General features: G+C 71.7%; 16 protein-coding genes. 9 read left to right on the plus strand and 7 right to left on the minus strand.

The annotated features are described in order from the left end of the window. Nucleotides 1-114: 114 nt before the first annotated feature. Nucleotides 115-576, minus strand: coding sequence for an Rv3235 family protein (locus AB0D85_RS47395; protein WP_362336170.1), 462 nt, complete (start codon nt 574-576; stop codon nt 115-117). 337 nt (nt 577-913) lie between these two features. On the opposite strand from AB0D85_RS47395, the gene AB0D85_RS47400 reads away from it, so the two are divergent. From AB0D85_RS47400 to AB0D85_RS47415, 4 genes are all read left to right on the plus strand, one after another. Beyond that, nucleotides 914-1,426: a hypothetical protein gene (locus AB0D85_RS47400; protein WP_362336173.1), complete on the plus strand. Its 513-nt coding sequence runs from the start codon at nt 914-916 to the stop codon at nt 1,424-1,426. Nucleotides 1,427-1,502: 76 nt separating this feature from the next. Beyond that, nucleotides 1,503-2,168, plus strand: coding sequence for an HAD family hydrolase (locus tag AB0D85_RS47405; protein WP_362336176.1), 666 nt, complete (start codon nt 1,503-1,505; stop codon nt 2,166-2,168). A 438-nt stretch (nt 2,169-2,606) separates the two neighbouring features. Next, a complete protein-coding gene (locus tag AB0D85_RS47410; RefSeq protein ID WP_362336179.1) occupies nt 2,607-7,544 on the plus strand; it encodes an NAD-glutamate dehydrogenase in 4,938 nt (1,645 codons plus the stop codon). A gap of 165 nt (nt 7,545-7,709) precedes the next feature. Next, entirely contained in the window at nt 7,710-8,174 is a 465-nt protein-coding gene (locus AB0D85_RS47415; protein WP_362336181.1) for a GtrA family protein, read from the plus strand. 37 nt (nt 8,175-8,211) lie between these two features. On the opposite strand, the gene AB0D85_RS47420 is transcribed toward AB0D85_RS47415, so the two are convergent. Beyond that, nucleotides 8,212-9,081, minus strand: coding sequence for an ABC transporter ATP-binding protein (locus AB0D85_RS47420; RefSeq protein WP_362336184.1), 870 nt, complete (start codon nt 9,079-9,081; stop codon nt 8,212-8,214). Continuing rightward, the gene (locus tag AB0D85_RS47425) at nt 9,074-9,988 is read right to left on the minus strand and encodes an ABC transporter permease (protein WP_362336187.1); all 915 of its coding nucleotides are present in this window, start codon (nt 9,986-9,988) and stop codon (nt 9,074-9,076) included. The genes AB0D85_RS47420 and AB0D85_RS47425 overlap by 8 nt, the downstream gene beginning before the upstream one ends. 357 nt (nt 9,989-10,345) lie before the next feature. Here AB0D85_RS47425 and AB0D85_RS47430 point away from each other — a divergent pair, with 357 nt between their 5' ends. From AB0D85_RS47430 to AB0D85_RS47440, 3 genes are all read left to right on the plus strand, one after another. Next, the gene (locus AB0D85_RS47430; protein WP_362336190.1) at nt 10,346-10,972 is read left to right on the plus strand and encodes a TetR/AcrR family transcriptional regulator; all 627 of its coding nucleotides are present in this window, start codon (nt 10,346-10,348) and stop codon (nt 10,970-10,972) included. Between the two features lie 84 nt (nt 10,973-11,056). Then, a complete protein-coding gene (locus AB0D85_RS47435) occupies nt 11,057-11,434 on the plus strand; it encodes a DoxX family protein (protein ID WP_362336192.1) in 378 nt (125 codons plus the stop codon). 53 nt (nt 11,435-11,487) lie between these two features. Further along, nucleotides 11,488-12,411, plus strand: a complete 924-nt coding sequence (locus AB0D85_RS47440) for an RNA polymerase sigma-70 factor (protein ID WP_362336195.1) — start codon at nt 11,488-11,490, stop codon at nt 12,409-12,411. Nucleotides 12,412-13,093: 682 nt separating this feature from the next. Here the strand turns inward: AB0D85_RS47440 and galE are convergent. Both galE and AB0D85_RS47450 read right to left on the minus strand, forming a co-directional pair. After that, nucleotides 13,094-14,074, minus strand: coding sequence for a UDP-glucose 4-epimerase GalE (gene galE / locus AB0D85_RS47445; RefSeq protein ID WP_362336198.1), 981 nt, complete (start codon nt 14,072-14,074; stop codon nt 13,094-13,096). A 39-nt stretch (nt 14,075-14,113) separates the two neighbouring features. Continuing rightward, nucleotides 14,114-15,331: a glycosyltransferase 87 family protein gene (locus AB0D85_RS47450; RefSeq protein ID WP_362336302.1), complete on the minus strand. Its 1,218-nt coding sequence runs from the start codon at nt 15,329-15,331 to the stop codon at nt 14,114-14,116. 310 nt (nt 15,332-15,641) lie between these two features. Between AB0D85_RS47450 and AB0D85_RS47455 the strand changes: the two genes are divergently transcribed. Continuing rightward, nucleotides 15,642-17,162 (plus strand): glycosyltransferase family 39 protein, encoded by a 1,521-nt coding sequence (locus AB0D85_RS47455; protein WP_362336201.1) that lies wholly within the window; start codon nt 15,642-15,644, stop codon nt 17,160-17,162. A 27-nt stretch (nt 17,163-17,189) separates the two neighbouring features. Here AB0D85_RS47455 and AB0D85_RS47460 read toward each other — a convergent pair whose 3' ends face one another. Continuing rightward, nucleotides 17,190-17,690 (minus strand): MarR family transcriptional regulator, encoded by a 501-nt coding sequence (locus tag AB0D85_RS47460; protein WP_362336204.1) that lies wholly within the window; start codon nt 17,688-17,690, stop codon nt 17,190-17,192. A 134-nt stretch (nt 17,691-17,824) separates the two neighbouring features. Between AB0D85_RS47460 and AB0D85_RS47465 the strand changes: the two genes are divergently transcribed. Then, complete coding sequence (locus AB0D85_RS47465; RefSeq protein WP_362336207.1) at nt 17,825-18,241, plus strand: organic hydroperoxide resistance protein; 417 nt, start codon at nt 17,825-17,827, stop codon at nt 18,239-18,241. On the opposite strand, the gene AB0D85_RS47470 is transcribed toward AB0D85_RS47465, so the two are convergent. Next, the gene (locus AB0D85_RS47470) at nt 18,228-19,751 is read right to left on the minus strand and encodes a hypothetical protein (RefSeq protein WP_362336210.1); all 1,524 of its coding nucleotides are present in this window, start codon (nt 19,749-19,751) and stop codon (nt 18,228-18,230) included. The genes AB0D85_RS47465 and AB0D85_RS47470 overlap by 14 nt on opposite strands. Nucleotides 19,752-19,826: the final 75 nt, after the last annotated feature.

Genomic DNA, 19,826 nt, shown 5'->3' on the forward strand with positions numbered 1-19,826 from the left:
GTGAGGGCCGGCCACCCCGGAAAGGGGGGGCCGGCCCTTCGGCTTGTCCGGCGCGGACCGCACCCCGGCGGTGAGTGTGGGCCGCACAGCTCCACCACCGTGCCACCCCAAGCGTCACCCGCCCCGTGGCGGGCGTGGCCCGCCCAGTTCTACCGCCGTGCAGCGCCAGCGCAGGTCCGTGCCCTGCTCCAGGCGGAAGGCCATGGCGCGGAGCTGGTCGCCCGCGGCGATGCGGGCGAAGACCTCCAGGGCGCCGGCGCGGGGGACGTAGTAGCCGATGTCGCGGACGACGGGGTCGGTGCCGCGGGTGCGCAGGGGGCCGCGTTCGGCGAGGCGGGCCAGGTCGTCGTAGGCGGGACCTGCGGTGTGCCGGAGCATCCAGTGGACGGGGCGGCGGCCGCTCAGGACGGCCAGCAGGCGCTCCGCGAAGAGGTCGGTGGGGCGTGGGCTCGGCGGGGCCGCCGGAGGCGTGAGCGGTCGGCGGGACGAGGGGGCGCCGGGGCGGCGGGAGTCGCGGCGGCCGGGCGGGCGGGTGCTCGGGCGGAGCTGGGTGGTCCTGGTCATGACCTTGTTCATGGGGGTCCCCGTTCGGCGGGCCCGGCAGTACCGGGCGGTAACTTGCGGTCGGTGATCTTGTACGGGGGCCGGGACGGGCACAGCAAGGCGACGGAGGGCCGTGTCGGGGGCCCGGAATGTTCACCTATCCGAGTGGTTGGGGGTCCGGGAAGCCCTTGGGGCGGGCGGCTGGACCGGGTGAATCGCGGGGCGCGGGGTGGACGGCTCCGAGGCCACCTCCCGGGACCCGAAAGGGGACACCCGCACGTATCCTGAAGGCCCTCCGGAAGGCGCCAGGACCGAAAGCGGGACCTTCGGGAGGGACAGAGTCGACCGAGCCCGGAAGAGAGCGGCCAGCATGCGCGTCTACGTCCCCCTGACCCTCCCCGGGCTTGCCGAGGCGCACAAGACGGGCGAGCTGGGGACCGGCCCGTTCCTCGCCTATGCCGTCACGCCCGCGCTGCGCGAGTGGTACCTCTCGGACGACATAGAGGAACTGGAGTACGCCGCGCTCAACCGGGCCGCGCTGGCCTCCCTGCGGCTGCTCGCCGCCGACCCGGACGCGATGCGGCGCCGGGTCGTGGTCGCCGTGGACGTCCCCGACGGCACGGCGGCGGCCGACCCGGACCGCGGACTCGACCCGGCGGCGCTGGGCGAGGTCCGGGTGACCGGGACGGTGGCGCTGGCCAGGGCGGCCTCCGTGCACGTCGACTCCGACGACGCGGAGGAGGACGTGACCGCGGCGGCCGGGGCGCTGGCGGCGGCGGACGGCGGGGACGACGACGCGCAGTTCGTCGTGGACGGGGCCGAGGACCACGAACTGCTCTGGTACGCCACGCAGGAGATCCCGGGTCTGGTGGGACTCGGCTGACCCTCTTGAACCTCTGTGACCTGCGATGACGTGCCGTTGGTCTTGATTGTCAGTGGCGGCGGGTAGCGTTTTCGGCATGGGGAAGCACGAAAGCGGACACATCGTCTGGGACTGGAACGGGACGCTGTTCCACGACAACGAGGCGATCATCGGGGCGACGAACGCGGCCTCGGCCGAGCTGGGCCTGGCGCCGATCACGCTGGAGCAGTACCGGGCGCTGTACTGCGTGCCGGTGCCGAGGTTCTACGAGCGGCTGATGGGGCGGCTGCCGACCGGGGCCGAGTGGGAGGCCATGGACGTCATCTTCCACCGGTACTACGCCGAGCACCGCGGCCTGTGCGGGCTGACCGAGGGGGCGGCCGAGCTGCTGGCCGGGTGGCGTTCGGCGGGGCGCAGCCAGTCGCTGCTGAGCATGTACGTGCATGACGAACTCGTCCCGCTGGTCCGGGGCTTCGGGATCGAGCCGCACTTCATACGGGTCGAGGGGCGGGTCGGGCCGTCCGGGGGCAGCAAGGCCGAGCACATGGTGCGGCATCTGCGGCTGCTGGGGGGCGTGGAGCCCGGGCGGACCGTGGTGATCGGGGACGCGGCGGACGACGCGGTGGCCGCGCAGGCGGCGGGCGCGAAGGCCGTGCTGTACACCGGGGGCTCGCACGGCCGGGCGAGCCTGGAGGAGGCCGGCGTACCGGTGGTGGACTCCCTGGCGGAGGCCGTCGAGGAGGCGGAGCGGCTCGTCGCGTGAGCCTCCCATGAGCCTTCGAGGGGCTGCCGTCCCTGTGCAGAGTGTCAAAGTTCCACCCCCTGTTTTGTACACATACGGCTCATGACGGGCCCCGGGTGGGGAGCGATAGCCTTGGTGGCGTGATCAGCGCGATAGTTCGCGGGGGCGTCACCGCCCCTGCCCTGCGCCCGGTGAGCACGGAGCACCTCCGTGACCGGGCGGCGGTCGCTGGTCTTCTCGGGCGGAGGGCATCGAAGAACGCCCTGGCAGTGGCGACGCCGAGAGAGACGTCACACCCTCGGGGCACTTCGGGAATGGCCGAATGCCCCCCGCTCATCTCACCTTGCGGCATAGCGTCGGAGCAGACCGGACACCCCGGCCGTGGCGTCGAGCCGCAGGGGGAAGAGCCCGTACTTCCTTCTACGTCACGCAATGGCGCGCGACAGGAGCCAGAGGACAATGCAGACCAAGCTGGACGAAGCCAAGGCCGAGCTGCTCGAACGGGCCGCCCGGGTAGCTGAGAACAGCCCGGCAGGGGGGCACCTACCGACTGGGACGGCGGGGACGGCGGACCAGGAGTCCGTGTTCACGTTCCTCCAGCGCTACTACCTGCACACAGCGCCGGAGGACCTCGCCGACCGCGACCCGGTCGACGTCTTCGGCGCCGCCGTCTCGCACTTCCGCCTCGCCGAGACCCGCCCGCAGGGCACCGCCAACGTCCGGGTCCACACCCCGACCGTCGAGGAGAACGGGTGGACCTGCAGCCACACCGTGGTGGAGGTCGTCACCGACGACATGCCCTTCCTCGTCGACTCGGTCACCAATGAGCTGACCCGGCAGGGCCGCGGCATCCACGTGGTCATCCACCCCCAGTTCGTCGTCCGCCGCGACCTCACCGGCAAGCTCATCGAGATGCTGCCCACCCCGGGCGCAGGCGAGGAACTGCCGCACGACGGGCACATCGAGTCCTGGATCCACGTCGAGATCGACCGCGAGACCGACCGCTCCGACCTCAAGCAGATCACCGCCGACCTGCTGCGCGTGCTGTCCGACGTCCGTGAGGCCGTCGAGGACTGGGAGAAGATGCGGGAGGCGGCCGTCCGTATCGCCGAGGACCTCGGCGAGGAGCCGGTGCCCGGCGACCTGCCCCGCCCCGAGGTCGAGGAGGCCCGCGAGCTGCTGCGCTGGCTGGCCGCCGACCACTTCACCTTCCTCGGCTTCCGCGAGTACCAGCTCCGCGAGGACGACTCGCTGGGCGCCGTACCCGGCACCGGCCTCGGCATCCTGCGCTCCGACCCGCACCACTCGGCCGACGAGGGCCACCCGGTCAGCCCCTCCTTCGAGCGGCTCCCGGCCGACGCGCGCGCCAAGGCCCGTGAGCACAAGCTCCTCGTCCTGACCAAGGCGAACAGCCGGTCGACCGTGCACCGGCCGTCGTACCTGGACTACATCGGCGTCAAGAAGTTCGACGCGGACGGCAACGTCGTCGGCGAGCGCCGCTTCCTGGGCCTGTTCTCGTCCGCCGCCTACACCGAGTCGGTGCGCCGGGTGCCCGTGATCCGCCGCAAGGTCGACGCGGTGCTGGACCGGGCCGGTTTCTCGCCCAACAGCCACGACGGCCGCGACCTGCTCCAGATCATGGAGACCTACCCGCGCGACGAGCTGTTCCAGACCCCGGTCGCCGAGCTGGAGTCGATCGTCACCAGCGTCCTCTACCTGCAGGAACGCCGCCGGCTCCGCCTCTACCTGCGCCAGGACGAGTACGGCCGCTACTACTCGGCCCTCGTCTACCTCCCCCGTGACCGCTACACCACCGGCGTCCGGCTGCGGATCATCGACATCCTGAAGGAGGAGCTCGGCGGCACCAGCGTCGACTTCACGGCCTGGAACACCGAGTCGATCCTCTCCCGGCTGCACTTCGTCGTCCGCGTCCCGCAGGGCACCGAGCTGCCCGAGCTGTCCGACACCGACAAGGACCGCATCGAGGCCCGCCTGGTCGAGGCGGCCCGCTCCTGGGCCGACGCCTTCGCCGAGGCGCTCAACGCGGAGTGCGGCGAGGAGCGCGCGGCCGAGCTGCTGCGCCGCTACACCAACTCCTTCCCCGAGGGCTACAAGGCCGACCACACCCCGCGCGCGGCGGTCGCCGATCTGGTCCACCTGGAGCGCCTCAGCGAGGAGGCGGGCAACGACTTCGCGCTCAGCCTCTACGAGCCGGTGGGCGCCGCCCCCGACGAGCGTCGCTTCAAGATCTACCGCAAGGGCGCGGCGATCTCCCTGTCGGCCGTGCTGCCGGTCCTCAGCCGGATCGGCGTCGAGGTGATCGACGAGCGGCCGTACGAACTGCGCTGCGCGGACCGGACGACCGCCTGGATCTACGACTTCGGCCTGCGCGTGCCGAAGGCGCAGGGCAGCGCCAACGGCGACTACCTCGGCGACGACGGCCGCGAGCGGTTCCAGGACGCGTTCGCGGCGACCTGGACCGGCCGGGCGGAGAACGACGGCTTCAACGCGCTGGTGCTGAGCGCCGGGCTGAGCTGGCGGCAGGCGATGGTGCTGCGGGCGTACGCCAAGTACCTGCGGCAGGCCGGTTCCACGTTCAGCCAGGACTACATGGAGACCACCCTCCGCAACAACGTCCACACCACCCGGCTGCTCGTCTCCCTGTTCGAGGCGCGGATGTCGCCGGACCGGCAGAAGGCCGGCCTGGAGATCACCGACGCCCTCCAGGAGGAGCTGGACGCGGCGCTCGACCAGGTCGCCTCGCTCGACGAGGACCGCATCCTGCGCTCCTTCCTGACCGTCATCAAGGCGACGCTGCGCACCAACTTCTTCCAGGAGACGGCCGGCGGCGAGCCGCACGCGTACGTGTCCATGAAGTTCGACCCGCAGGCGATCCCCGACCTCCCGGCGCCCCGCCCGGCGTACGAGATCTGGGTGTACTCGCCGCGTGTCGAAGGTGTGCACCTGCGGTTCGGCAAGGTCGCGCGCGGCGGTCTGCGCTGGTCCGACCGGCGTGAGGACTTCCGCACCGAGATCCTCGGCCTGGTCAAGGCGCAGATGGTGAAGAACACCGTCATCGTGCCGGTCGGCGCCAAGGGCGGCTTCGTCGCCAAGCAGCTGCCGGACCCGACGAAGGACCGGGACGCCTGGCTGGCCGAGGGCATCGCCAGCTACAAGACGTTCATCTCGGCGCTGCTCGACATCACCGACAACATGGTGGCCGGCGAGGTCGTGCCCCCGCAGGACGTGGTCCGGCACGACGAGGACGACACCTACCTGGTGGTCGCGGCCGACAAGGGCACGGCGACGTTCTCCGACATCGCCAACCAGGTCGCCGAGAGCTACGACTTCTGGCTGGGCGACGCCTTCGCCTCCGGCGGCAGCGCGGGCTACGACCACAAGGGCATGGGCATCACCGCGCGCGGCGCCTGGGAGTCCGTGAAGCGGCACTTCCGCGAGCTGGGCGTCGACACCCAGACCGAGGACTTCACCGTCGTCGGCATCGGTGACATGTCCGGTGACGTGTTCGGCAACGGCATGCTGCTCAGCGAGCAGATCCGCCTGGTCGCCGCCTTCGACCACCGGCACATCTTCATCGACCCGAACCCGGACGCGGCCACCTCCTACGCCGAGCGCCGCCGCCTGTTCGAACTGCCCCGCTCCAGCTGGGGCGACTACAACACCGACCTGCTCTCGGCGGGCGGCGGCATCTTCCCGCGCAGCGCCAAGGCCATCCAGGTCAACAGCCACATCCGCGAGGCCCTCGGCATCGAGGACAAGGTCGCCAAGCTGACCCCGGCCGAGCTGATGAAGGCGATCCTGGCGGCGCCGGTCGACCTGCTGTGGAACGGCGGCATCGGCACCTACGTCAAGGCCTCGACCGAGTCGAACGCGGACGTCGGCGACAAGGCCAACGACGCCATCCGCGTCGACGGCGCCGAACTGCGCGTCAAGGTCGTCGGCGAGGGCGGCAACCTGGGCCTGACCCAGCTGGGCCGGATCGAGTTCGCCCGCCAGGGCGGCAAGATCAACACCGACGCCATCGACAACAGCGCCGGCGTGGACACCTCCGACCACGAGGTGAACATCAAGATCCTGCTCAACGCCGTGGTCGCCGACGGCGACATGACGGTCAAGCAGCGCAACAAGCTGCTCGCCGAGATGACCGACGAGGTCGGCGCCCTGGTGCTGCGCAACAACTACGCGCAGAACGTGGCGATCGCCAACGCGCTCGCCCAGTCCGGGGACATGCTCCACGCCCAGCAGCGCTTCCTGCGCCACCTGGTCAGGGAAGGCCATCTCGACCGGGCCCTCGAGTTCCTGCCCACCGACCGCCAGATCCGCGAGCGTCTCGGCTCCGGCCAGGGCCTGACCGGCCCGGAGACGGCCGTCCTGCTGGCGTACACGAAGATCACCGTCTCCGACGAGCTGCTCGCGACCTCGCTGCCGGACGACCCGTATCTGAGCAGCCTGCTGCACGCCTACTTCCCGACGGCCCTGCGCGAGCGGTTCGCCGCCGCGCTCGCCACCCACCCGCTGCGCCGCGAGATCACGACCACGGTCCTGGTCAACGACACGGTCAACACCGGTGGCACGACCTATCTGCACCGGCTGCGCGAGGAGACCGGGGCCTCCCTGGAGGAGATCGTCCGGGCCCAGACCGCGGCCCGCGCGATCTTTCGCTCGGCCCCGGTGTGGGACGGGGTCGAGGAACTCGACAACAGGGTCGACGCGGCCGTCCAGACCCGGATCCGGCTGCACTCCCGCCGGCTGGTCGAGCGCGGCACCCGCTGGCTGCTCAACAACCGGCCGCAGCCGCTGGAACTCATCGAGACCGTCGACTTCTTCTCCGAGCGGGTCGAACAGGTCTGGCAGCAGCTGCCCAAGCTGCTGCGCGGCGCGGACCTGGAGTGGTACCAGCACGTGTACGACGAGCTGTCCGCCGCCGGTGTCCCGGACGAGCTGGCGAGCCGCGTGGCCGGCTTCTCCTCGGCCTTCCCGGCGCTGGACATCGTCTCCGTGGCCGACCGCACGGGCAAGGAGCCGCTGGACGTCGCCGAGGTCTACTACGACCTGGCCGACCGGCTCGGCGTCTCCCAGCTGATGGACCGCATCATCGAGCTCCCGCGGGCCGACCGCTGGCAGTCGATGGCCCGCGCCTCCATCCGCGAGGACCTGTACGCGGCCCACGCGATGCTCACCGCGGACGTGCTCGCCGCGGGCAACGGCACCTCGACGCCCGAGCAGCGCTACAAGGCCTGGGAGCAGAAGAACACCGCGATCCTGGGCCGGGCCCGCACCACCCTGGAGGAGATCCGCAGCTCGGACTCCTTCGACCTGGCCAACCTGTCGGTGGCCATGCGGACGATGCGGACGCTCCTGCGGACGCATTCGTAGCCGTACGCATGGCGTAGTCGTACGACATGAAAGGCGCCCCGAGCCGGTGACGGTTCGGGGCGCTTTCTTTCTTACCCGTGTTTATTCTTGCCGATGTTTAAGGAGAAACAGGCGGCGGATTTACCGCTTCCTGCTAATCGAGACGTCTCGGATATGGTCTGCCCTGTGACAGTAGATATCGCGGTGAGCAGTCCCGCGCCGCCCCGACGGCGATCGGCGACGCAGGTCGTACTCGAAGTCGTGAAATTCGGCGTCGTCGGCGGCAGCGGAGTCCTCGTCAACTTCCTGATCTTCAACCTGCTGCTGCACGGCCTGCGTTGGCCCGCCATGACCGCCACGGTCCTGGCCAGTTGTATCGCGATGGCGACCAATTACGTGGGCTTCCGCTTTTTCGCCTATCGCGACCGGGCCTCGCGCACACGACAGCAGATCGCACTGTTCTTCGTGTTCAGCGGTCTCGGTGTCGTGATGGAAAGCGGTCTGTTCTACGCCGGTTATCACGGCCTCGGACTCGACGGGCCGCTGGAATCCAACATCGTGAAGGCGCTGTCGATCGTGCTCGCCTCCGTGTTCCGCTTCCTCGTCTACCGGACGTGGGTGTTCCAGACGGAAACGAGCCGCGCCGTATAGCGACGGCGCGGCTCGTGACGTGGTCCTTCGGCAGTGCTCAGGAAGACTGGGCCGCCTTCGGGTCCTCGGCCGGCTTCGTCGGCTCGGCCGCCTTCGCCTTCGGCTTCGGCTTGGCGGACTTGTCGCCGGTGAAGGCCTCGTACTCCGCGAGGACGTCCTCGGTCGGCCCGTCCATGCGCAGCACACCGCGCTCCAGCCACAGCGTGCGTTCGCAGGTGTCCCGGATCGAGGCGTTGTTGTGGCTGACCAGGAACACCGTGCCCGCGTGCTGGCGCAGTTCACGGATGCGCTCCTCGGAACGCCTGCGGAAGGCCGCGTCACCGGTGGCCAGGGCCTCGTCGATGAGCAGGACGTCGTGGTCCTTGGCGGCGGCGATGGAGAAGCGCAGCCGGGCGCCCATGCCGGAGGAGTAGGTGCGCATCGGGAGGGTGATGAAGTCGCCCTTCTCGTTGATGCCGGAGAAGTCGACGATGTCCTGGTAGCGCTCCTTGATCTCCTCGCGGGACATGCCCATGGCGAGGCCGCCGAGATAGACGTTCTTCTCGCCGGTCAGGTCGCCCATCAGGGCCGCGTTGACGCCGAGGAGGGAGGGCTGGCCGTCGGTGTAGATGGCGCCGTGCTCCACCGGGAGCAGGCCGGCGACGGCCTTGAGCAGGGTGGACTTGCCGGAGCCGTTGGTGCCGATGAGGCCGATCGCCTCGCCCTTGTAGGCGACGAAGGAGACGCTCTTGACCGCGTGCACGAGGCGGGTGCCCGCCGCCTTCTCGGCCTGCTTGCGGCGCAGCATGCGGTTCAGGGCGGCGGTGGCGGAGCCGCGGCCGGCACCGGTGCCGTGGACCCGGTAGATGATGTCGACGCTGTCCGCGACGACCGTGGGGATGCGGGTGTCGTTCACGTTCTCAGCCACGGCCGTACGTCTCCTCAGCCTTCCAGAAGTAGATGAAGCCGCCGACGCCGGCGACCAGGGCCCAGCCGGTCGCGGCCGCCCACACGTGCGGGGGCAGCTGGCTGGAGTGGAAGCTCTTGATCAGCGCGTAGCGCATGAGGTCGATGTAGACGGCGGCCGGGTTGGTCTCCAGGGCGATCGTCAACCAGCGGGGCAGATGGTCGCCCTTGGTCAGCTTGTCGATGCTCCACATCACTCCGGACACGTACATCCAGGTGCGCAGGATGAAGGGCATCAGCTGGGCGATGTCCGGGGTCTTCGCGCCCATCCGGGCCATGATCAGCGCGACACCGGTGTTGAAGGTGAACTGCAGCGCCAGCGCCGGGACCGTCAGTAGCCAGGAGACGGAGAGCGGGATACCGAAGCAGATCAGGATGACGACCAGGGCGGCCATCGAGAACAGCAGCTGCTGGAGCTGCTGGAGCGCGAACGAGATCGGCAGTGCGGCCCGAGGGAAGTGCAGGGCCCTGACCAGGCCGAGGTTGCCGGAGATCGCCCGGGTACCGGCCATGATCGAACTCTGCGTGAACGTCCAGATGAACACGCCGGTGACCAGGAACGGGATGTAGTCCGGCACGTGCCGCTTGGTGCCGAGCAGGACACCGAAGATGAAGTAGTACACCGCGGCGTTCAGCAGTGGGGTCATGACCTGCCAGACCTGGCCGAGCTTCGCCTGGGCGTACTGGGCGGTGAGCTTGGCGGTGGCGAACGCGGTGATGAAGTGCCGCCGCGCCCACAGCTGGCGGACGTACTCCGGCAGGGAGGGACGGGCGCCGCTGACCGAGAGTCCGTGCCGGGCGGCGAGTGCCGCGAGGTCGTCCTCGGCCGTGACCGGAGCCGGGGGCGGTGTGTGGAGAACCTGGGTCACATCCGCTGCTTTCACTCGGGGGGTGGGGGTGCGGCGTCCGGCTGGGCGCCGGGCCCGTCATCCGATGTTTCCTTACGCTTTTCTTCACGTTTTCTTACGTCGGGACGGAACCGTATCGTCGCAACGGGAGCGTAGGACGAGTTGGCGTCGGAACGCAACCGTTTCGTCGTCACGGATGCGTGTGCGCCGTAACACTTTCGAGGTCGGGGCGCGACCGATTCGTTGCGGGGGTCGGGTTCGGTCCGTGTTCGGTACGGCGGTGCGCTGGGAGCCGTTCAGCGGGGGCGGTTGCGGCGATCGGGTGGCCGGTGCCGTCGGAACGCAACCGTTGCGTCGTTACGCCCCTATGCTGGGGGCATGACGACGAACGCCGAGGAGTCCCAGACGCGTCCGCGCCGACGAGCCCCCGCCGGGGCGGCCGTCCTCCGTGAGGACGTGACCGAGGCCATCCGGGCCGCCGTCTTCGAGGAACTCGCGGCGGTCGGCTATGCCCGTATGTCCATCGAGGGCATCGCGCGCCGCGCGGGTGTCGGCAAGACCGCCGTCTACCGCCGCTGGCGCTCCAAGCTGCATCTCGTCCTCGACGTCGTCTCGGCCCTCGCCGTGATGGGCCTGCCGGTGCCCGACACCGGCTCCCTGGAGGGCGACCTGCGGCTCCTGTACGAGGTCACGTCCCGTGCGCTGCGCCACCCGGTCGCCTCGCAGATCATCCCCGACCTCCAGGCCGAGGCGGCCCGCAACCCGGAGATCGCCGAGGCCATGCAGAAGACGCTGCGCGAGGGCCAGGAGGGCGTCGCCAGCAAGATCATCGAGGCGGCGCAGCGGCGTGGGGAACTCACCGCGAACCTCGACGACGACCTGGCGATGGACCTGATCTCCGGCCCGCTGTACTGGCGTTCGGTGGTGATCCGCACCCCGAAGCTGCCGAAGGGGTACCTGGCGGCGCTGGCCCGCGGGACCACGGAGGCGCTGAAGGCGCTCTGAAGCACTGCTCGGCCGGGCGATGTCACAGCGGCCGTCCCCGTCTCGTCGTAGGGGGCGCAGGCATCCTCGATCAAGGAGTGGACGATGGACCTCGGGCTGTGGATCGCCGCCGGACTGCTCGCCGCGGTGGCACTGACCGGAGGCATCACCAAGACGTTCGTGCCGAGGGCGAAGCTGGCCGCGGCCCACGGCGGCGGCTGGACCGGTGACGCCGGCGACGGGTTCGTGAAGACGCTCGGCGTCCTCGAACTCCTGGCCGCGGCGGGGCTGGTCCTGCCCGCCGTCACCGGTGTCGCGCCGGTGCTGGTGCCGGTGACCGCGGTGTGCTGGATCCTGCTGATGGTCGGCGCGATGATCACCCACGGCCGGCGCGGCGAGACCGCGTTCCTGGTGCTGAACCTGTTCTACCTGGTGATCGCCCTGGTCGTCGCGGTGGGCCGGTTCGGCCCCGGATCCTTCTGACCGGCCGGTTCATGGACGTCGACGGGGGAGAAGGGGGACGAGGGGGAGTGGACATGAACAGGACCGAGCAGTTCCAGGAGCTGCGGCCGCTGCTGTTCTCGATCGCGTACCGGATTCTGGGCAGCGTGAGCGAGGCGGAGGACGCGGTGCAGGAGGCCTGGCTGCGCTTCGCGGGCTCACCGGCGGAGGTCAGGTCGCCCAAGGCCTTCCTGTCGGCCGCGGTGACCCGGATCTCGATCGACGTACTGCGCTCGGCGCGGGTCCGGCGGGAGGCGTACGTCGGCCCGTGGTTCCCCGAGCCGCTGCTCGCCGACCCCTACGAGGATCCGGTGCGCTCGGCCGAACTGGCCGACTCGGTGTCGATGGCGGCCCTGCTGCTCCTGGAGCGGCTCAGCCCCCTGGAACGGGCCGTCTTCGTGCTCCGCGAGGTCTTCGACTTCGGCTTCCCCGAGGTCGCGTCGGCGGTGGGCCGCTCGGAGGCCGCCTGTCGTCAGCTGGCGGTCCGGTCCCGGCGTCACATGGCCGAGGGCCGGCCCCGCTTCGAGGCGGACCGCAGGGAGCGCGACGAGCTCGCGTCCCGCTTCTTCGAGGCCCTGCACGAAGGGGACATGGCCGGCCTGCAGGACCTGCTCGCCGCCGACGTGTCCCTGGTCGGCGACGGCGGCGGCAAGGCCCCGCAGCTGGCCCGCGCGGTCGTCGGCGCCCAGAACGTGGCCCGCCTCCTCGCCTCCGTCTTCCCGGTGCTGGCCCGGGTGGCGGTGACCTGCGAACAGCACGAGGTCAACGGCCAGCCGGGCGCGATCTTCCACGACCGCGACGGCAAGGTCCTCCAGACCTTCGCCCTCGACATCCTCGACGGCCGCATCCAGGCGATCCGCCTGGTCCTCAACCCCGACAAACTCGCCCACGTGGGCCCGGTGGCGGACGCCTGGGCGATCTCCGAAGAGCTCAAACAGGCCCGCCGGACCGCCGAGTGACTGCGTCCCGGGGCGCGACGACACCGGTCCGGCGTGACCGCGCCTCAGGGATCCGGCGACGGTGGGTTGGCGACAAGGGGCGGGCGTGACCTTGGTCCAGGGGTCCGGCGGCACCGGGCGGGCGTGACCGCGGCCCGGGGGTCCGGCGGCACCGGTCCGGTGTGGCCGTGGCTCAGGAATCGGGCGACACCGGGGCGGCGACAGCGGGCGGGACGCGGCCCAGCGGTCCGGCGGCATCGGTCCTGCGTGACCGCGCCTCAGGAATCCGGCGGCACCGGGCCGGCGGCAAGGGGCGAGCCGGACTGCGGCCGAGGGTCCGGCGGCACCGGGCGGGCGTGACCGCAGCCCGGGGGTCCGGCGGCACCGGTCCGGTGTGGCCGTGGCTCAGGAATCGGGCGACACCGGGGCGACGACAGCGGGCGGGCGGGACGCGGCCCAGCGGTCCGGCGACATCGGTCCTGCGTGACCGCGCCTCAGGAATCCGGCGGCACCGGGTCGGCGACAAGGGGCGAGCCGGACTGCGGCCCAGGGGTCCAGCGGCACCCGGCGGGCGGGACCGTGCCCCAGCGGTCCGGCGGCATCGGGTCGGTGCGACCGCCGTGGCTCTGGGGCCAGGCGACACCGGTCCGGTGTGACCGTGGCCCAGGGGTTCGGCGGCACCGGGCCTGCGGTGGACCGTGGGTCAGGCTCGGGTTGACTCCGGGTGTAGGCGTAGCCAGCCCTCCCAGGCTGAGGTGATCATGTCCTGGACGTCGTGTTTGGCCTTCCAGGCGAGTTCCGTGGTGATGCGGTCCGCGGAGGCGACCACGCGGGCCGGGTCGCCGGGGCGGCGGGGGGCGACGGCCGGGGGGAGGTCGTAGCCGGTGACCGCGTTGATGCGGTCGATCATCTCGCGGACCGAGACGCCCTCCCCGCGGCCGATGTTGAGGGTCAGCGTGCGGCCCGGCTCCGCCTGGAGGGCGTGCGCCGCGGCCACATGGGCCTCGGCCAGGTCCACCACGTGGATGTAGTCGCGGACACAGGTGCCGTCCGGCGTCGGGTAGTCGTCGCCGAAGATCCGCGGCGGGGCGTTCTCCGTGAGCTTCTCGAAGACCATGGGGACGAGGTTGGAGACGCCCACGTCGGCGAGGCCGGGGCTCGCCGCGCCCGCCACGTTGAAGTAGCGGAGGGAAGCTGTGGAGAGGCCGGTCGCTCGGCCGGTCGCGCGGACCAGCCACTCGCCCGCCAGCTTCGTCTCGCCGTACGGCGACATCGGCACGCACGGTGTCTCCTCGGTCACCAGGTCGACGTCCGGCATGCCGTAGACGGCGGCGGAGGAGGAGAACACGAAGGACGGGACCCGCGCCTCCGTCACGGCCTCCAAGAGGACACGCAGGCCTTCGACGTTCTCCCGGTAGTAGTGCAGAGGGCGGTCCACCGACTCGCCGACCTGCTTCTTCGCCGCCAGATGGACGACCCCGGTCACCTCGTGCTCGGCCAGGGCCCGCGCGACCTTCTCGCCGTCCAGCGTGGAGCCGACCACCACCGGGACGTCCTCCGGCACGCGCTCGGCGATGCCGGTGGACAGGTCGTCGTACACCACCGTCCGCTCGCCCGCCTCGGTCATCGCGCGTACGACATGGGCCCCGATGTATCCGGCGCCGCCGGTGATCAGCCAGGTCATGTGTGGCGGTCCCCTCCGTCTGTCGGCCCGCGGGGTTCGTCAGCCGCGGTCACCCTTCAGTGAAGCAGGTGCAGCCGACAACCGTGGACGGCTGACGTGACTCCCCGTCGTCCAGGGGGCACGCACGGTGCCCTCCGGGCGGCGCGTGGCACGCCACAGGCGGGTCAGGGAGAGGACCGCGGCGGTGGCCAGCAGACCGTTGCGGGCGAGCATCAGGAGGCAGCCCGTCCAGGTGCAGCCGATGACCTCGGAGTAGAACGTGGGGTAGGCGACGGAGCTGAGCGCGGTCGCCGCCAGGATCAGCCCGGCGACCGGGCGCTGTGTGGTCTGCCGTGACGTCAGGCTCACGGCGGCCAGGCCGAGCAGCCAGATCATGTACTGCGGGCTGATCACCCGGCTGGTGACGGTGAAGAGGAGCACGGCGCTCAGCGCCGCGTCGTACGGGGTGGCGTCGGTCCAGTGCCTGGCGCGGACGCGCCAGGCCAGCAGGAGTGCGAAGGCGGTCACGGTGAGCGCGAGGGACGCGGTCGCGACGGCGTGCACGTGCGGGCCGACGAACTCCATCGCGCCGTACCGGTAGCGGACCGTGCCCCGCCAGCCGGCGTGCCGGGCGAGGCCGAGCGCGGTGCCGCCGAGGGACTCGATCTGCACGCCCCGGCCGCCCTGCTGGCGGAGGAAGGCCAGCGGGTTGCGGAACGAGAGGAGGAACGCGCTGAGGGTCACGGCCCCCGTCACGGCCGCGGACAGCCATGCCGAGCGGGTCGGGCGCCCGCGGTGGATCCCCAGCAGCACCAGCGCCGGCCACACCTTCACCAGCGCGCCCAGCGCCGCGAGCGCCCCGCACGCGCGCGTGGAGCGCGACAACGCCAGCAGGGAGAGCACGGCGAAGGCGGTCACCTCCACGTCGTAGCGGACGAGCGGGAGGTGCAGCAGAAGGGGCAGGCCGCCGGTCCACAGCGCCGCGCCCAGGAGGGTACGGCCGCGGCGCCGGCCCGCGCGGGCGAGCGCCGCCGTGATCAGCGCGTCGGTGGCCAGGGTGAGCGCCACGAACGCCTGGAAGTAGCTGAGCCCGGGCACCAGCCCCGGCGCGAGCAGGACCGCGCCGGCGCCCGGCGGGTACTGCCACAACGTGTCGTGCGCCGGGAACGCGCCGTGCGACAGGACGCCGTACCAGTGGAAGTAGAGCCGCCACACTTCGCGCGCGACCGCTCCGTGTCCCAGGACTCGCTCGTTGTTGTGGGCGAGGAGCCACAGCATCGCCGCGCGCGTGGCGAGCCAGGCGCCGGCGAGGCACAGGAGGCGCGGGAGTCGAACAGTCGGGGCGAACGGGGTGCGTGGGAGCGGGAAGTACGGGCGGCGATTCATCAACCGCGAGCGTAAGCCGCGTGGATGGTGTATCCATGCCGATACGCCGTCAATACCCGGCAAAGGTTGGCTAATCGCAAAAGATCGGGCCGTGGTGAGTATCGGGCCTCTCGCAAAAGCACATCCGCGTACTTCGCGAACGACAGACACCGGCTGGCGGGCTCCGTCGGGTCGGCCGGATCCGTCGGGCGGACCGCCGCGCGTGCGGTCCGGCCGTGCGCGCCGTGCCGCCGTCGTGGCCCTCCCGGCCGCGGCGATGCTCGCGGTCGGGCTCTGGGGACTCCACCGCGGCGGGATGTGGCGCGACGAGGCTGTCACCTACCAGGTCGCCCGGCGCACGGTGCCGCAGATCTGGCGGCTGCTGCACGGCGTGGACGCGGTGCACGGCCTGTACTACCTGTTGATGCACCTCGTCCTCGCCGCCGACCCCGGCCACCCCGGCGAGGTCGTCCTCCGGCTGCCCTCCGTGTGCGCGGCGGCCGTCACCGCGGGCCTGGTGGCCGCTCTCGGCGCCCGTCTCGCCCGGCCGCGCGTCGGCCTGTGGGCCGGGCTGCTGTACGCGGCCACCCCGCTGGTCGGCCACTACGCCCAGGAGGGCCGCTCCTACGCCCTCGTCGCGGCGGGCGCGACCGGCGCGACGCTGCTGCTCGTCCGGGCCGTGGCGGAAGGCGGGCGCCGGGCCTGGGCGCTGTACGGCGCCCTCCTCGGAGTCACCTGCTGGCTGCACGAGTTCGCGGTGCTGCTGCTGCTCGCGCACGCGGGAACTCTGGCGCTGGCCCGTTCGTCGGGAAGGGTGTGGCGGGGATGGGGCTGCGCGGCCGGGGGCGTGGTGCTGTCGCTGCTGCCGATGGTCGTCGTCTCGCACGCGCAGTCGGCCCAGGTGGCGTGGTTGCGGGAGCCGGACGTGGACACCGCACAGGAACTGCTGCGCCAGTACCTCGGACCGACCGACGGGGTGTACTGGGTCTGCCTGGCGCTCGGTCTGCTCGGGCTGACCCGGCTGGTGGGCCGGCGCGGTGAGCTGACCCTCGCGGCGGTCGCGCTGCCGCTCGCCGTGCTGCCGCCGGTGGCGTTGATGCTGGCGTCGCAGCTCACACCGCTGTACGTCGACCGGTATGTGCTGTACGCGCTCGCCGGGGCGCCGTTGCTGGTGGCGCTCGGCGCGGACCGGGCCGCCGGAATGTTCGGCCGGCTCTGGTCCCACGGCACGGCGACCATGCCCCGGTCGCCCGTGCTCACCCTGGCCGGGGTGCTGGCGGTCCTCCTCGCCCTCACCCACCAGGTTCCGCTGCTGCGGGCCGACCGGGTGCCGAGTACCCGTCCCGACGACCTCGGGGCGGTCGCGGCGGCCGTGGCCCGTGCGCTGCGGCCGGGCGATCCCGTGCTGTTCCTGCCGGCTCACGCGCGCGGGACGGAGCTGGCGTATCCCGCCGACTTCGAAGGCACGCGGGACGTCGCACTGGCCGCGCCGGGGCCGGCGTCGGGGACGCTGTACGGGCGTGAGGTCGGGGCGGGGACGCTGCGGCGGCGGTTGGCGGGGGTGGACGAGGTGTGGGCGGTGGTGGAGAAGTACGCGCTGGTGAGCGCGTATCGGCCGCGGCTGTCGACGGAGCGGGCCAAAGTCGCCGTGCTGAACCAGCAGTTCGTGCTTCGGCAGGAGATGGTGATGGACCGGGTTGCGCTGCGGTTGTACGTGCGGCCGATCAGAGGCGCGGAAGGCTGAGTACGGACGCCCTGGAGGAAGGGGCGCTCAGCAGGAGCCTTCTTCCAGGGCCGCCGCATCCAGCGTTCCCGTCAGCTGGTCCAGGCGTGCCTTCAGGTCCCGGATCTCGTCCACGTCGAAACCCGTCGCCGAGACGATCCGGCGCGGCACCGCCAGCGCCCGCTCCCGCAGCGCCGTGCCCTCCCGGGTCAGCCGTACCTCCACCGAGCGCTCGTCCTGGATGCTGCGCTCGCGGTGCACCAGGCCCGCCGCCTCCAGGCGCTTGAGCAGCGGCGACAGGGTGCCGGAGTCCAGGCGCAGGTGTTCGCCGAGCTTCTTGACCGGCAGGTCGCCCTGCTCCCACAGCACCAGCATCACCAGGTACTGCGGGTAGGTGAGCCCGAGGTCCTTGAGGATCACGCGGTAGACGCCGTTGAAGGCGCGGGACGCGGCATGCAGGGAGAAGCAGATCTGGCGGTCCAGGCGGAGCCACTCTGCATCGGGGGCGGGCACGGGCACTGGGGTGGGGGTCGGGGTCGTCGCGGTCATGGCTCAATCGTAGCTCTTGCGAGCCATTAAGTTGTGCACAATTCAGTTGTGTGCTCTACTTGTCGTCGTGAAGGCGGCCGGAACGGAGCCGCCGGAAACATCGGCACATCGAACATCGAGAGGGACGGTCTTCCATGGACGCCATCTACACCGCAGCCGCCACCGCCACCGGGCGGGAAGGGCGCGCGGTCAGCTCGGACGGGCAGCTGGACCTCGCGCTGGCGTTCCCGCCCGCGCTGGGCGGCAACGGCCAGGGCACCAACCCCGAGCAGCTCTTCGCCGCCGGTTACGCCGCCTGTTTCGCCAGCGCCCTGGGCGCCATCGGCCGTCAGGCCAAGGTCGACACCGGCGAGATCTCCGTGACCGCCGAGGTCGGCATCGGCAAGGACGAGTCCGACGGCGGCTTCGCGCTCAAGGTCACCCTGCGCGTCGAGCTTCCCGAGGAGCTCGCCAACGAGACCGGCGAGAAGCTGGTCCACCAGGCCCACGAGTTCTGCCCCTACTCCAAGGCCACCAAGGGCAACATCCCGGTCGAGCTCATCGTCGAGTAGTCGCCCCGGACGCCTCCCTCGTACGGGTGAGCCGCGCGAGCACCTCCCCGGTCCGCCGGCTCCAGTCCACCACCACCGCCTTCTCGGGCAGCCGCTCCCGCCGCGTCAGCAGCAGCCAGCGCACCCGGGGGCGGTGGTCGTGGCCGTCGGCCAGTTCGATGCCGTATCCGGGGAGCAGACGGACGGCGTAGTACGCGTCCGTGACCACCGGTTCCCCGGGGCCGATGTGCCGGGCCGCCCAGTCGTACGACGGCCAGCGCGGGGGCTGGGCAAAGCCGACCGGGTCCACCGAGCGGGGTACGACCGCCCCGGCCTGCGCGGTCAGAAAGCCCAGGCAGGCCCCGCCCGCCGCGGCCCAGCCGAGCGCCCGCCGCCATCCCGGCCAGGGGCGTTCCGCCGCCAGTTCCACGGCCAGCGCGCACTGCGGTGCCAGTAGGGCGAGCCCGAGCACCTCACCGAAGCCGTGGCCGTATCCCGCGATCAGGCATTCCAGTGCGAACAGCAGGACGAGCGGATCACGCCACGCCGCGAGCCACACCGCACGCCGTGACGCTCGACCGGCCGTAGGCCAGGACGCCCGACGCGCCGTGCGCCAGGACGCCCGCCCCGCCGCCCGCCGCGCCCGCAGCCACAGGGCCGGCACCCCGAGCAGCGCCAGCCAGCACTGGCCGACCACCCCGTTGTACAACCCATGTGGCACATACGCGCCGTACGCCCCGTACGACGACAGCGGCAGTACGCGCGCGTGCGTCCCGCACACGACCACCCCGGCCGCCACCGCGCACATCAGCCCCCACCGCCCCCACACCGCGCCCCGCCACCCCCGCTGCCACCCCGCCGCGAAGGCCACCGCCCCGGTCCCCGCCCCGACGCCGGTCACCGGGTCGATCAGCGCCACCACTCCGTAGAGCGCCCCGAGCGCCGCGTACCCGGACAGGCTGCGCAGGCCGCTCGGGCCGACATAGCGCACCCGGCGCAGATCGCGGGCCCGGGCGCCGGTGAGGGCCCAGGCCCAGAAGGTGAGGCCGAGGGCGAACGCGGACGGGTAGCCGAGGCTGCCGGTCAGCGGCAGCAGGGCCAACGAGCCACCGCCCAGAGCAGGTTCCGTGCCCCACAGCACGGCCATGAAGGTCAGCGCCAGCACCGGTGCCCACGGGCGCGGGGTGAGGACCCGGACCAGACGGCCGAGGCCCGTCAGCAGCATCAGCAGATCGACCGGGCCGCAGACGCGCAGCAACTGCCATCCCGTCAGCCCGGTCAGCCGGGCGAGCGCGCCCTGCGCGAGCACGTACGGAGACACCGCCCCGTCCACCAGCCCCGCCCGCAGCCGTTCCACCGCCGCCGCGTGCTGTCCGGCCTCGCAGCACGGCGGCACCCGCCAGTACGCCAGGGTCATCAGCAGCCAGAACAGCAGGCCGAAGACCTGGTACGGGGTGAGCCTCCGGACCCGGCCGCCGCGCAGGGCGGTGGAACCGCGCGCGGTGCGCCGGACCAGGGCGCCGGCGCTCACCGGAGCCGGAGAGAACGGACGGGACGGACGGGATGGACGGGGTGGACCATTTGCCGAGTTTTCCCGTTCGCGCCG

Source organism: Streptomyces sp. NPDC048277, from assembly GCF_040652235.1.
Taxonomy (GTDB): domain Bacteria; phylum Actinomycetota; class Actinomycetes; order Streptomycetales; family Streptomycetaceae; genus Streptomyces.